Raw genomic sequence first — 13417 nt, 5'->3', positions numbered from 1 at the left:
CAGCTATTCGGACGACCCGTCCGGCGAGCCGAGCCGACGGTATTTTCTGCAAATCCGCACTACTTCGTCGACGGGCAAGGGTTCGCTTACCCGCCCTTTGAATCCCTTTACGGCGGTTGCCGCAAACAGGGAATTATACACCGATTCCTCGGTTGCCTCTATGACCGCCTGAAAGAAAGGCGTCATGGCGTCGTTCGGAAGCAACGGCGGCAGGGCATACGGCTGCCTGGTGTTGTTCGGTATTCGATATGCCGTGGAGAAGCAGACGGCGTAATCACCGGAACCGTTGCCCAGGTACGATCCGGTTCGGGCCAGGCCGCAGAAAGCCCGCCGGGCTATCCGTTTGAGGTTTCTGCTGCACAGCGGCGCATCAGTGGCAACCACCAGCATGCAGGAGCCGTCGATCCCCTTCTCCGCATCGCCGCTCAGCCCGGGACGACCAAGTTCACGTCCGACCGGTACCCCGTTGATCTCAAGCCGGCCGCCGAAGTTTGTCTGGGCAAGTACCCCCAGCACGTAGCGGCGTCCCTCTGCCGCCGGTACGAGCCTTGACGCGGTCCCAATACCGCTCTTGAAACCGAAAGCCGTGGTGCCTGTCCCGGCCCCGATACTGCCTTCCCCGACCGGACCCGGCTGAGCAGCCTCGATGGCGTCGACGACGTCCCTCTCCGTGACACGCGCCGAACGAATGTCATTGAGATACACGTCGTTTGTCTCGCCCACCACGGCGTTCACACTTCTGATCTCCTCGTTGCCCGGCCGGCTGAGAGTGTAGTTGACCACGGCGGTAACGACGGTGCCGACGCTCATAGTATTGGTAAGCAGGATGGGCGTTTCGATATTCCCCAGCTCCTCGACCTGGGTGTACCCGGCCAGCTTGCCGAAACCGTTGCCCACGCAGACGGCGGCGGGGACCTTTTCCTGATACAGGTTACCGTCATGCGGCAGAACGGCGGTAACGCCGGTGCGGATAGCGGCCCCGCTGACAACCGTCTTGTGGCCGACCCTGACGCCCGGAACGTCGGTAATTGCGTTCGCCGCACCTGGTGTCAGCTCTCCCACTTCAATGCCGAGATCCCGCGCCCGTTTGCGCCGCCGGGCGCTGCCCGAAGATGAACCCGCGGCGGCCAGAAGAAGGATTGACGAAGACAGCCAGACAAGAAGAGCAGGATCACACTGCAACATAGAACCTCCCACGCCGTCTACTGAACGGACCGGCCCGTCACTCAGTCCAGCGGCTGCAATTCTCCCGTCCCGGTTACGCGAAAGAACCGGTCCCCTTCCCACAGCAGCGCCTGCAACGTGCCTAACTCATCGACCGGAATGTCAATCGCCATGACCCGATTTCCACGAAGCCCCGACACCTGGTCGACGTGCGTATGGCCGACCACCACGGCCCGGGCGCCGTAATAGCTCAACAGGCTGTCGATCTGGCTTTCGGAGGCCATTGGATATGAGTCTTCCATCTCATAGTGGTAACCGCGATACCACAGGGGACCCTCGCCTCCGAAGAGGAACCCGACGGCATCATTGAACGCCACCTGCGACGAGCGCAGGTCAAGGCCGGAGCGAACCGTTTCGTTGATATCAGCCAGGCTGAGTCCACGCTCGATCACGGCCGGAGAAATCCCGCCGTGGACAAAAACGACGTCGTTGATTTTAACGGCAGAGTGCTTCGAGCGCAGCCACCTTCCCAGTTCCATGTCCGGACCGTAAAGGTCCTCGTGTTTGATCCTCGTGGCCCGGACAATCCCGTCAAGGTACTTATCACGAACGTACCTCTCGTCGCCCCGCAGGATCATCAACTCGTGATTGCCCAGTACGAAGTGAACGGCGCCGCCGCTCTGCCCGGCCTCCGTTTCGAGCCTGCGAATCAGCCAGAGGCACTCGGTAACGTAGTCACCCCGGTCAAAGACGTCACCAAGCACGACGAGATGCCCGCGTCCCCAGGCCCAGCGGCCACTGTCATCGATCACGCCGCCCTTTGTGAAGATGTCAACAAGGTGTTCGTAATCACCCTCTATGTCGGAGACGGCGAAGATCTTGGGAACCCCGGTAAAAACGTGCGGCCCGGGAACGGCCGGCGCCGCAGGTATCACGTACTGAACGGCGGTATCCCGACAGAACCCGAAGAACCGCAGCGTATCGGAAACCCGGTACGTTTGGCGCGTGACCTCGTCGTTGCAGAGGTAAAACACGATCGCCGACGTATCCGACTGCCAGAACACATGGGGGCCGTCATTGAGCGAATCTGCCGATCTCGAATAGTCAGGGGAACTGACAGGCCCGGCGGCGGCGTGAACCAATCCAGCGCCGTCGCGAGCATGACACACGGAGCCGGCTGAGGCTGCAAACAACGGCAGCAACAGCCAGGTAATGTTCTGTGCGAACTTCCTCATGGGATTACCACCTGAACTTCATGTAACCGTTTTTCGGATAATAGCGGTGAGCGGCCGTCGTTCGCAATAAGATTCCGGACTGGTTCCGTTGGAACAGGCTGAGCCGCCGTCTACTGGGGGACTATCTCGCCGATCTCAAAGTTCTGCCCGGCAATTCTACCGGGGAGAATTTCAACGATTCTGAGATCGTTGATTCGCAAACCCGGCCTGAGAGTGTCCGTTTGAGGAAGCCGGAGAACCGGCGCATTGACAACGGGAGCCTCCACTGCCAGATAATAAGTCCCCGGGGAGGTCCTGAGTTCGTAACGCCCCAGGCTGTCGGTAAGAGTGACGGCCAGGATATCATCCCGGCTCGGGCCGGTACCGGGATATTTCAGCAAGTAGACGCTGGTCTCGGGCAACGGACGCGGGGTGGTGTCGGGTGGATTATTGACGAGCCACACGTCGCTGTGGTCATAATCCGGCCGGAACCAGACGGTTCCGGCTACCCCCTGGGCATCGACCTTTTCCCCTTCACTGCCCGGCACGGCGCACCCGGCCACCAGAATGACGATTAAAACCATAGCTGCTTTGGCCGTGATCATAGCTCCGCTCTCCTTTTCTGTCGCGTGTCGTCGGCACCTGGAATACCAGTGTGCGGCCTTTATCTTCCCGGCTTTTAATCCCGCCGGGATCGCGGGTGAGCCTCCCGGACGTACGGCCCGGCCCGATCATAGTGTGCCCGGATACAGTCCACGCAGACACCCAGAGATTCAGATATCAGGCCACCGGCTTTACCGCAGCACTGACATTCTGTCTCGGCGACACCCAAGATCACATCTCCGCCTCAACGGCCACACTCTACGTTATGAAGTTCAGGCCGAGGCGAGTGGCTTGGTCCACGCAGCTTTCAAACTCCTCGGCCGTGATTCTCCGGTCAAGACCGGAAACCTGGTGAGCCTTGTAACAGGGCCGGTACTGGTCCATCAGGTTCACAACGACCCGATCACCCATGTTCTCGGCAATGAACTGCAGCACCGGCCTGGTGCAGCAGTCCACATGGCCGGGCAGCACGAGGTGACGGATAACCAGTTCCGCATCCTGCCCGGCCTTCAGGTGGTTCTCCCGCACCACCCTGGAGTAGTCCGGCACATCGGACAGTCTCGCGGCGCAGCGGTCGTTGCCGTACTTGAGATCAGACAAGTAGACATCCACAACTCCCCGGAGCAACTCCATGGATTTTCCGGACATGTAGAAATTGGAATTCCACACCACCGGGATATCGGACTTCACGTACTGGAGAGTCTTGAGAATGAATGGCAGCCACGGTGTCGGTTCGCCGCCGACGAAGTTCACATTCCGGCAGTAACTGTGCCCATCGATGGCCGCGGCCAGTTCCGACTCCGTCACATAGTAATCCGCGCCGGTTTGCCCGACCTGCGATATCTCCCAATTCTGGCAGAACAGGCACGCAAACGTGCAGGATTTGAAGAAAATAGTGAACGAAGGGACAAGGAAAGGCTCTTCCCCGAGGTGATCAAAGCATGACGACACGGCTGCAGTGTCGCCCGCCTCACAGTACCCCAGTTCGCCGGACGTGCGGTCGACCCGGCACCGTCGGGAGCAGAGCTCACAATCCTTGAGAATCGTGAAAGCTTCCGTCACGCGTTCGCTGAGGTCCAGGGATTTGAACCTCGGCCCGACTTCTCCGGCCAGAATCTTCAGGTAATTCGGAAGCGCTTTCTGATAAGCCATACCGTGCAGGCACTCGGTCCCGGCTACGGCCAGCCGCCCACCGCAGGCAAGACCGGCCTTATTTGAACTCCGCCGGTAATATAGCCCGTGGAACACGGGCAGGCTCGTGTGTTTTGAAGAAAAAGCCCCGGGGCAGCCCCGGGCGGTTCCGGGAACCGACCGGGGCTGCCTAAAACGGCACTTGTCTCCGGCTACCTTTTCCCGACTACGGAGACAAATCGCTTGTCATCGGTGAATCTCTCTCCGACGAAGCCGTTGAGGTCATCAAGAGCGACGCCGTCAGCCATCCCGATCAGGTCAAGCACGAACCGATGGTTGTACCCGACATACTCGTAGTACGCCATTGTGTTCGCCCTGACGCTTTTGCGATCGATGGAGTAGATCAGGTTGTTTTTCATGTTGACCTTGGCGTCGGCCAGCTCCTCCGGAGTAACCCCGTCCGCCACGAGTTTCAACCACTCGCGGTCCAGTGAACTAAGGGCCTGCTGCACTTTGGCGGTGTCGGTGCCGATGGCCGCACGAAAAACGGCGCCGTATCTGTCGGCGGTGTATTGCGTGTAAACCGCATAGGCCAGCTTCTCCTTCTGCCGCAGGTACCACAGCCGCGACCCAACGTTGTTGCCCATTATCTCGTTGAGCAGGATGACATAGGGCAGCTCGATCGGCTCGAGATGATCCAGGACCACGCCCATGAAGATGTACGACTGGTTACGATCAAACGGGACAAAGCCGGTTTGCTCGGCCCCGAGCGTTAATTCCGGGGCAGGTATTCGATCTGCCCCCGCTCTCAGTCCCTCAAACCGGTCGCGAATGAGGGCACCGAGCCGTTCAACCGGCAGGTCGGTGGCCACGGAAAAGACCACGTTCTCGGCTCCTACGTACTTCCGGTAGTGCTGCCGTATGTCGCCAGCCGTAATCCCGGTTATCGACTCCAGGGTTCCCAGGGTGGGAAGGCCGTAACCCTGGTCACCGTATGCGGTCCTCCAGAACAGCTTGCTTGATGCCTGCGCCTGGCTGTCGTCGGACGCTTTGATATCTCCCTCGATCTCCTTCTTCAGCTTGACCAGCTCTTCCTCCGGAAAGGTCGGCGATGCGACCGACCGGGCTATAATCCCCAGCACCTCGTCGAAATTCTCGGTAAGTGAGGTAAACGAGATGGCGCTGTAATCTCTGAAGCAACTGGCGGACACGCTGGCCCCGAGAAACTCGAGCCGCTCGGTTATGTCGGCGGCGCTCATACTGTCATTACCCTTGAGCAGCATCTTCGTCATCAGGTTGGTGATGCCGTTGTTATCGGAAGTTTCGGTCAGGACCCCGCCGCCGATGAGAATCCGTGCCGCTGTCAGCGACGTCGTCTCGTCATGGTTGACCAGCACGGTAAGCCCGTTCGGCAACCGTGCCTTTCCGTAACCGTCCGGCCCGACGCTGATCCGGCGGCCGCCACCTTGGCACCCGGACAGGGCCAGCGCCGTGACCAGAAGAATAGTCCCTCGAAAGCACGTTACCTTTTTCATTTGGGCACCACCGTAGTCTTGACGTATGAGTCGGTGTTGAGGTACTTGCGGGCCGCCGCGTTTAACTGGGCCAGCGTGACGTTCTCGATGTTGTCAGGGTAGTTTTCCACGAACTGGTAACCGATGAACGAATCGTACTCCGAGTACTTGTCGGCAAGGTCAAGCCCCCGTTCCAGAGAAGCGTAGTGGCTGGTCTTGATCTTGTTCTTGGCCTTGCGCAACTCGGTGGGCGTGAAACCGTTCGCTATAACGTCGTCCAACACGTCGTTGACGGCCGTTTCAACGGCGGCAATGTTCGCCGGGTCGAGCGTGGCCAGAGTAAACATGGATCCTTCATACTTGGACGTGTAGAACGAGAAACCGATGGAATAGACCAGGCCCTTCTCGTCCTTGAGCCTTTTCCACAGTCTGCTGGACTCGCCGTTACCCAGAAGCGTGCCCAGGATGCCCAGGGAGTACTGATCAGGACTGTCCGCCATCGGGCCGATGGTCGACATCATCAGGTATGCCTGGCTGACGTCCTTCGTAATCTCGATTTCAGTCACCCTGTCCCGCTCCGGCGGGGGGGTGTAGTTGTCTCGCGTCGCCCAGCCTTTCGGGAAACCGCCAAAGTATTGCCGGACCAGCTCGAGCGCCTGCTCGGCGTCTACGTCGCCCACAATGACCATGGTCATGTTGTTGGGAGCGTAGTAGCGCTTGTAGTACGCGTAAACCGAGTCACGCGGGATGTTGCGCACTCTCTCCTTCGTTCCCAGCACGCTCTTGCCGTAGGGGTGGTCACCGTAAAGCGCCTTCAGCGACGACCGATACGCCTTGCTGACAGGTTTATCCTCGGATATGTTTATCTCCTCGAGGACGGCCTGACGTTCCTTGTCTATCTCAGCCTCCGGGAAATCAGACCGGAAGAGCATGTCGGCGTGGATATTCAGGGCGAAATCAAGGTGCTCCCTGGGAAGAGAAATCACGAAATTGGTCCAGTCCGACGACGTATAACCGTTGAAATAGGCCCCGTGCCTTTTCATTGCGTCGCCGACCTCTTCGCCGGTCATTTCCTCGGTACCTCGAAAGAGAATGAGATGCTCCAGCAGATGCGTGGCACCGCCGAAATAATCCCGCTCGTTCTTGGCACCCACCTGGATCGTGGTCGAGATGTTCACCTGGGGAACCTGGTGGTTCTCCAGGATCATTACTTTCAGGTCGTTGTCCAGCCTTGTAATCTGCCAGTCGGCCGAAACGGCGGCGGACGACAGAAACAGCAGCCAACAGACTGCGATCAGAATCGGTCGCATGCTATAGCCTCCTGTGTGCATTGATCTGTATCCGGGAGTTCTCGCGGCGAGGTTGGGGGACTCTGCATACAGCATTCAATAACGAATCTCAGTAGTCTAACGGGTCTTTACTGTCTACGAAACTGCGGCCAAAAGGTTGTCCTGGAGTGCGGCAATCGACGGACCGGTTCGAAAAAGACGTTTTTCAACCGCCAGATTGCCCGTTGTTTCCTGGCAGCCCCCCGGTCAAGTTGTTGCTAATCCCCGCCTGTCACGAAATGATGCAGGAACTCGTAGAACTCGGCCGCGCTGTCGGTCATGGGGCAGTGACCTACCCCCTCGAAAGCCCTGACATCCAGACCGTTTTCCTTCAGGAACGAGAGCGTCCGGGGGGAGAGACTCTCAGTCCCGTAGCAGAAGACCCTGGGCAGGCCGAGAGAACGGTAGATTTCACCGATCTCGCTCTTGTATTTCCCCGGCAGCGACGTATTCCGCCTGACAAGCTCCCGGGCGTTCTCCAGAAAAGCCTCGGGGCGGCAGAAAGCCAGCGACGCGTAATACACCCGGCCTGAGCGATTACGGCCAAGGGACTCATAGACCATTCTCTCCCGGAAATCCCCGTCATACCAGTCTCTGAATTTCCCCCGCCTGTCCGCGCTTACCGCCGCCCGGGAGATAGTCAGGTCGTGCTGGGTCAGGTCACCCTCAACGCTGACGTATTTCCTTATAATCCCGTCCGTGTCCGATGCACACAGGAGAGTGGTCAGATCGCCCCCCATGGAGTGACCGATGACGGTCAGCTCACTCAGGCCCGTCTCGCCAATCAGTTTCCAGAGCCGGGCCACGTGAGAATCATAGCTGTACCCCTGCAGGCTCCCGGCGCCCGAACTCCTGCCGTAACCGATGAGATCCGGGACAACGAGATTGAAATCGTCAAATCGTTTGTCTCTGAAGACGTCCTGAAAGCTCAGCGTCGAATCGCCCAACCCGTGCACGAATAACAGGGACCGTCTCTTCGGACGCAGAGTATTATGCCTGAAATACAAATACTCATCGCCGATTCGGAACCAGGATTCATTCATATATTCAGTCAAGCCGCCTGATACACGCGCGGAAGAGCCACCGGGCGAGAACTTAGAAATCTTTCTTCATGGCCTGTTTTCGTTTCGCGGGCGGCAGTTTCTCAATGGCGTACCGCAGCGCCGTTCTCGGCATCCGGCTGCGGTGTTTCATCACGTACGCGAAAATCTCGTCCGGAAAGACGTTGCTGGCCTCCTTGAGCATCCAGCCGTATCCCTTCTGCACCATGTCGTCCCGGTCGATCAGCAGCGCATCCGCAGTCCGGAAAACTTCGTCCAGCAGCAGACGCTTCCGCACGGGCACGATGAGGCTCACCGCCGCGGCCCGACGCCGCCACCGGTCCCGCGACCGCGCCCAGCGATACGTCTTTGAGGCCAGTTCCGGGAACTGGAACACAAGGTGCCCCACTGGGCCGCAGCAAAAGTGGTCGCACGTCCCCCAGTTATTCACGTATCGTTTCAGCCAGGATTCAAAACGTGTGAAATCCTGCGGCCTGTACTGGTTTCTGAGCTTCAAAGCCCACTCGAACGCGAAGAACCTCATGTACCGTTCGTCGGAGGCCAGCAGGTCGTCACAACACGCCAGGACGTCCTTTGCCGGAGCGCCTTTCAGTTCCTTGAAGCACTGGCTGGAGATCTTCCTGAGAACCGGGATCTTGAGACCCGTCGGTTCGTCCAGCGGTTCCTTGAAGAAGCGCTGGTAGTCCAGTCTGTTCTCCGGCTTGTCATGCCGTGCGATTTCCCGCCTGAGTGTCCGGATGACGCCGTCATATGTCTGCTTCATGATGGAGCACCTGTGAGTATGTCCGCCTATCGTTTTCCATACAGGATTGCTTCGATATCTATCGGCATTCTCAAAGCCACCATGTCCTGGTTGGACAGCACAATGATCGTATACTCATCGCCTGTTACGTGATGCAGAGCGGCACTGACTCCGGGCGCACCGCCCATGCCGCCCCAGACTGCTTTACCGCTGAAACTTCTCTCGGCAGAAGCGGTTGCGGGCCCGTAAGTCATGGGACCGACTTGAGGCGTAAGCCAGAGTTTACGGAATTCCTCGTTCAGGAGCGTATCGTCCTGCAACGCCAGGACGAACCTCAACATGTCCCCAACCGTGCTGTACGCCCCGCCGTCCGAAAACGCGGGCGGTTCCTCAAAGACGTTGCTGATCACGGTACCGGAATCGACCCTGATGTAGCCGGTAGCTCTGTTCGGGACGACATCTTCTCTGTAATACAGGCCCGTATTCGACATCCCCGCCGGCTGCCATACGTTTTCGTGCACGTACGCACTATACTCCCGGCCGGACACTCGTTCGATGATCGCCCCGAGGACGATGTAACCGGAATTGGAATACTCATTCCCTTCCCCCGGCGCAAACAGGAGAACCTCGTCTCTGACCAGGACCAGAACGTCGTCTATCGAACGATACGTCTGTTTCCTTTCCGAATAATCGGAATTCGTCATGTAACTGGACAGACCGGACGTGTGCAGCAGGAGCTGGTGGATGGTGATTGCCTTCTTGTCTTCGGGAAACTCCGGCAGGTACTTGCCGATGGGATCAGTCAGTTCGAGGCTGCCGGCCTGGGCCAGTTGGAGTATGGCGATCGATGTAAACAGTTTGCCTATGGAGCCGACGTTGAACCTGGTTTCCGGTTTGTTGGCAACACCATGGTCTCTGTCGGCCAGGCCGAACGACCTGACATACATGACCTCCCCGCCCTTCGCGATCAGGACGTTGCCCGAAAAATCATCTGACTGCTGCTTTTCCTCGAGATACTGGTCAATCCTCTGAAGTGACGAATCCTGCCCGCAAACGCCTGCTGTCGTAATACCGAGCGCTACAACGGCTGAGATGAGTGTCCTTATCGTCGTCGCCCTGTTCATCGTAACCCTCCCGGCTTCTCCCGTTTCCTTCCTGGATACGTGAAGCTAAGCCCAAAGTTGTTTCGTCGCAAGGCCGGAATCCCTGATCCGGATGGGACTGTCATCTTCCGTGATTGTGTTCTTCAGGCAGGGATTCGAGGATGGTTAGTTGACACTATCGCCGGTAATTCCGTATGTTGTCTGACATGGACAGCCCGACGGCGTGCAATCGAGGAAGGCAGGAACAGACATCGTGAGCCGTATGACCACAAAAGACCGTGCCTGGCTTACCGGACGATTCGGCAGTCGGGCCGCTTTCAGACGCACGGAGAGGAAGCTTTACAGCCATGACATCGCCGCGATTCCCAGCCTGGTAAGACCGCTGGTCGGCGACACCGTGCCGGACTGCGTGGTCCAGCCGGAGTCGGAGCAGGAGCTTCTCGAGCTGGTTCAGTGGGCGGCCGGCCGTGGTGTGGCGATAACCCCGCGTGGCAAAGCCTCCTCCGGATACGGCGGCGTCCTGCCGGTCCGTAACGGAGTCGTGGTCGACTTTCACCGCCTGGACCGGGTGATTGCCATTGATCCGGAAAACCTGACGGCCACCGTCGAGGCCGGGGTCGTCTGGGAAAAAATCGATCGCGCCCTGGCAAAGAAGAACCTGACCCTTCGCCTGTATCCCACCAGCTATCCGGGGTCGACCGTCGGCGGCTGGCTCGCCCAGGGTGGCGCCGGTATCGGTTCATATGAAGCCGGGTGGTTTCGGCAGAACGTTCTCAGTGCGCGCGTCGTCCTTGGTGACGGCACGATTGCTCAATTCGCCGGTGATGATCTTGACCTCATTGCCGACGCCGAGGGCGTCACCGGCCTCATAAGCCAACTGACCTTCCGTGTGCAGCCGCTGGAGGCACTGGATGTTATGGCCGTCGGCTGCCCCGACGCGCACGGTCTGCAACGATTGATCCAGTCCATAGCGGCTGAAAAACTCCCGATCTGGTCACTGGTCTTCATCAACCCTCGCATGGCGGAACTAAAGAACCGGGCTCCGCTGCTGCAGCATAACGGTCATCCGGTCGAAGAGCGCGTCCTTTTGCCGGCGGCGTACATCCTGACACTGGCCTGCCGGGCCGGAGAGGGCCGGTCGGTGCGGGAGAAGCTTCGATCCATGCCGGCACCGGGCGAGGCGGAGATACTCAGTGACAGAATCGCCAACCACGAATGGAACCACCGGTCCAAGCTCATGGTCGTCAAGCGACTCGGACCGAGCCTGGTGCCGTCGGAGTTCGTGATTCCCCTGTCATCGCTCGGCGACGTCATGACCGAGATTGAACGAAAGGTCGACCAGCCGATCATCAAGGAGGGTGTCGTCATTCGGGAGGGCCGCGACGGGCAGCCGGAGGTGGTCATACTCGGGTTCATTCCCAGCGATCAACGCTCGTTTAAGTACAATTTCGTTTTCACCCTGGTCATGACGATCATGAAAATCGCCGAGCGTCACGGCGGGCGTCCCTACTCGACCGGCCTGTACTTCGGCGGCAAGGCCCCCGAGGTGCTGGGCCGTGAGAGGCTCAAACGTCTGCGGGCGTTCAAGTCGCGGACGGACGCAAGGAAAATCCTGAACCCCGGCAAAGTGCTGGGCGGGCACCTGGTCGGTGCGGCCCTGCAGGTCGCTGAATTCTTCGAGCCTCTGATGAGGCCCCTTGGCAACTACGTGATTACCCAGGTCGGAGAACAACCGACAAGCCCGATACGGAACATCCCCGCGGACATTGCCTGGTACGCGTACGGTTGTTCGCAATGCGGCTATTGTGTGGCCGAGTGCGATCAGTACTACGGTCGAGGCTGGGAAAGCCAGTCACCTCGCGGAAAATGGTTCTGGTTACGCGAGTACATGGAAGGCCGCGAACAATGGGATCAGTTCATGACCGACACCTTCATCGCGTGCACTACCTGCGAACTCTGCGACCTCCGTTGCTCGGCCGCCCTGCCTATCGAGCCTTCCTGGATGAAAATGCGCGGCCAGTTGATCGCCGAAGAAAACAAAATGACTTTTCCACCCTTCGAGATGATGGCCGCCGCGCTTCGCAAGGAAGGCGACATCTGGGCCGCTTACCGGAAAAACCGCACCGACTGGTTTCCCGATGATCTCCGGAAGCGGCACGGCCCGGACCATCAGGCTGGGATTGTCTACTTCGCCGGTTGCACGGCCAGCTACGTGGAGAAAGATATCGGCATCGGCACCGTGCGGTTGCTCGATGCGGCGGGAGTCGACTTCACTTACCTGGGCGAGACGGAGAACTGTTGCGGCACGCCGATGCTCGTGGCCGGCAAGTGGGACGTCTTTGAAGCCACCATGCGCCACAACATCGAGGCCGTCAGGCAGGCGGGAGCCGACACGGTAGTCGCGTCCTGTCCGGCCTGCGACATGATGTGGCGCCACGTCTACCCCGTCTGGGCAAGGAAGCTGGGTCTTGCCTACGATCTGAAGATTACCCACTACACCGAACTGGTGGCGGACAGGCTGAAGACCGGCGAGTTTTCGTTCCCGGACAACGATCATCAACCGATAACTGTCGCCTGGCATGATTCGTGCCACATCGGTCGTGCCTCGGGCGTGTACGAGCCGCCGCGTGATATCGTCAGGGCCGTGCCGAACGTCAAACTCGTGGAGATGAGCCATAACCGTGAACGGGCGCACTGCTGCGGCAGTGTCCTGACGCTTATCAAAGAGCCGCCGGTCGCGGCCGAAGTCGGCAGAATCCGTCTCGAGGAGGCCCAGGAGGCCGGCGCCTCGACCGTCCTGGCTCTCTGCCCGTGCTGCGAATTCCAGCTCAGGGTGTCGGCCGAGAAGAACCGCATGCCCATCGAGGTCAGGGACCTGGCGCACTTTGCGTGCGACGCGCTCGGGTTCGAGCTTCCCGATCCGCACCCGGAAGTGCGGCGGCAATGGGCGGTATTCGAAGCTATGATCGCGCTCATGACGCCACGCGGGTTCGCTGATCTCATGGGCACTATGTGGCCGGAACTGATTGATGCCATGCCGTTTAGGATGGGGCCTTTCATGAAACTGGCCGGCCGGGTGCCGGGCCTTCTCCGGCTCATGAAACCAATGTTCCCGGTGCTGTTTCCACGACTGCTGCCTATGATGATGCCCAAAGTCATGCCGGTCATGCTGCAGCGCGTAGCGGACCGCATCCCTATGCCGGATTACATGGCAGAGCAGATGCCGGAACTCATGCCCCGCGTGATGGACACCCTGATGCCGCACATGATCCGCGACGTGGTCCCGCTGGTCGCGGAACCGATGATCAGATACCTGCGCGACAGGAACGGCCGGCAGAGCGAGCCATAAAAAAGCAGGCACAGGAGTACATTCCTTACACTCTGCCCCGTTTGCACCCAGTCGGTGGCGGTGTATGTCAGGATTCCGCTTCCCGGCCGGATAGCCCGAGCCTGACGGAATTCACTTGACGGCAGCGATCGTCCTGAGCATATTTGCCAGAACAAGAGGCCACGGCTCAATATATTAGCGTGCATCACAGGAAAGTTGGCCGTCCACG

10 protein-coding genes are annotated in these 13417 nt (G+C 59.1%); 1 reads left to right on the top strand and 9 read right to left on the bottom strand.

Features of this window, described 5'->3' with window-relative positions; all coding sequences use genetic code 11:
* Positions 1–3: 3 nt before the first annotated feature.
* From VMY05_01230 to VMY05_01190, 9 genes are all read right to left on the bottom strand, one after another.
* Positions 4–1185: a P1 family peptidase gene (locus VMY05_01230; protein HUV29701.1), complete on the bottom strand. Its 1182-nt coding sequence runs from the start codon at positions 1183–1185 to the stop codon at positions 4–6.
* Positions 1186–1226: 41 nt separating this feature from the next.
* Positions 1227–2399: a metallophosphoesterase gene (locus VMY05_01225; GenBank protein HUV29700.1), complete on the bottom strand. Its 1173-nt coding sequence runs from the start codon at positions 2397–2399 to the stop codon at positions 1227–1229.
* 110 nt (positions 2400–2509) lie between these two features.
* A complete protein-coding gene (locus VMY05_01220) occupies positions 2510–2983 on the bottom strand; it encodes a hypothetical protein (GenBank protein HUV29699.1) in 474 nt (157 codons plus the stop codon).
* Between the two features lie 256 nt (positions 2984–3239).
* Positions 3240–4133 (bottom strand): radical SAM protein, encoded by an 894-nt coding sequence (locus VMY05_01215; protein HUV29698.1) that lies wholly within the window; start codon positions 4131–4133, stop codon positions 3240–3242.
* A 191-nt stretch (positions 4134–4324) separates the two neighbouring features.
* Positions 4325–5647 (bottom strand): pitrilysin family protein, encoded by a 1323-nt coding sequence (locus VMY05_01210; protein HUV29697.1) that lies wholly within the window; start codon positions 5645–5647, stop codon positions 4325–4327.
* Entirely contained in the window at positions 5644–6936 is a 1293-nt protein-coding gene (locus VMY05_01205) for a pitrilysin family protein (GenBank protein HUV29696.1), read from the bottom strand. Before VMY05_01205 ends, VMY05_01210 begins: the two co-directional genes overlap by 4 nt.
* Before the next feature lie 236 nt (positions 6937–7172).
* A complete protein-coding gene (locus VMY05_01200) occupies positions 7173–7997 on the bottom strand; it encodes an alpha/beta fold hydrolase (GenBank protein ID HUV29695.1) in 825 nt (274 codons plus the stop codon).
* Between the two features lie 52 nt (positions 7998–8049).
* Positions 8050–8778: a DNA alkylation repair protein gene (locus VMY05_01195; GenBank protein ID HUV29694.1), complete on the bottom strand. Its 729-nt coding sequence runs from the start codon at positions 8776–8778 to the stop codon at positions 8050–8052.
* 26 nt (positions 8779–8804) lie between these two features.
* Entirely contained in the window at positions 8805–9881 is a 1077-nt protein-coding gene (locus VMY05_01190) for a serine hydrolase domain-containing protein (protein ID HUV29693.1), read from the bottom strand.
* Between the two features lie 241 nt (positions 9882–10122).
* On the opposite strand from VMY05_01190, the gene VMY05_01185 reads away from it, so the two are divergent.
* The gene (locus tag VMY05_01185; GenBank protein ID HUV29692.1) at positions 10123–13209 is read left to right on the top strand and encodes an FAD-binding and (Fe-S)-binding domain-containing protein; all 3087 of its coding nucleotides are present in this window, start codon (positions 10123–10125) and stop codon (positions 13207–13209) included.
* The last annotated feature ends 208 nt before the right edge of the window (positions 13210–13417 follow it).

It is taken from the genome of Acidobacteriota bacterium (assembly GCA_035529075.1).
Taxonomy (GTDB): domain Bacteria; phylum Zixibacteria; class MSB-5A5; order GN15; family FEB-12; genus DATKXK01.
The sequence above is the reverse complement of the archived record's forward strand: the minus strand, read 5'-3'. Positions and strand labels throughout refer to the sequence as shown.

What these genes read in the sequence shown, in the direction of transcription:
- VMY05_01230 (HUV29701.1), bottom strand. Translation starts at nt 1,185, where the DNA reads ATGTTGCAGTGTGATCCTGCTCTTCTTGTCTGGCTGTCTTCGTCAATC.
- VMY05_01225 (HUV29700.1), bottom strand. Translation starts at nt 2,399, where the DNA reads ATGAGGAAGTTCGCACAGAACATTACCTGGCTGTTGCTGCCGTTGTTT.
- VMY05_01220 (HUV29699.1), bottom strand. Translation starts at nt 2,983, where the DNA reads ATGATCACGGCCAAAGCAGCTATGGTTTTAATCGTCATTCTGGTGGCC.
- VMY05_01215 (HUV29698.1), bottom strand. Translation starts at nt 4,133, where the DNA reads ATGGCTTATCAGAAAGCGCTTCCGAATTACCTGAAGATTCTGGCCGGA.
- VMY05_01210 (HUV29697.1), bottom strand. Translation starts at nt 5,647, where the DNA reads ATGAAAAAGGTAACGTGCTTTCGAGGGACTATTCTTCTGGTCACGGCG.
- VMY05_01205 (HUV29696.1), bottom strand. Translation starts at nt 6,936, where the DNA reads ATGCGACCGATTCTGATCGCAGTCTGTTGGCTGCTGTTTCTGTCGTCC.
- VMY05_01200 (HUV29695.1), bottom strand. Translation starts at nt 7,997, where the DNA reads ATGAATGAATCCTGGTTCCGAATCGGCGATGAGTATTTGTATTTCAGG.
- VMY05_01195 (HUV29694.1), bottom strand. Translation starts at nt 8,778, where the DNA reads ATGAAGCAGACATATGACGGCGTCATCCGGACACTCAGGCGGGAAATC.
- VMY05_01190 (HUV29693.1), bottom strand. Translation starts at nt 9,881, where the DNA reads ATGAACAGGGCGACGACGATAAGGACACTCATCTCAGCCGTTGTAGCG.
- VMY05_01185 (HUV29692.1), top strand. Translation starts at nt 10,123, where the DNA reads ATGACCACAAAAGACCGTGCCTGGCTTACCGGACGATTCGGCAGTCGG.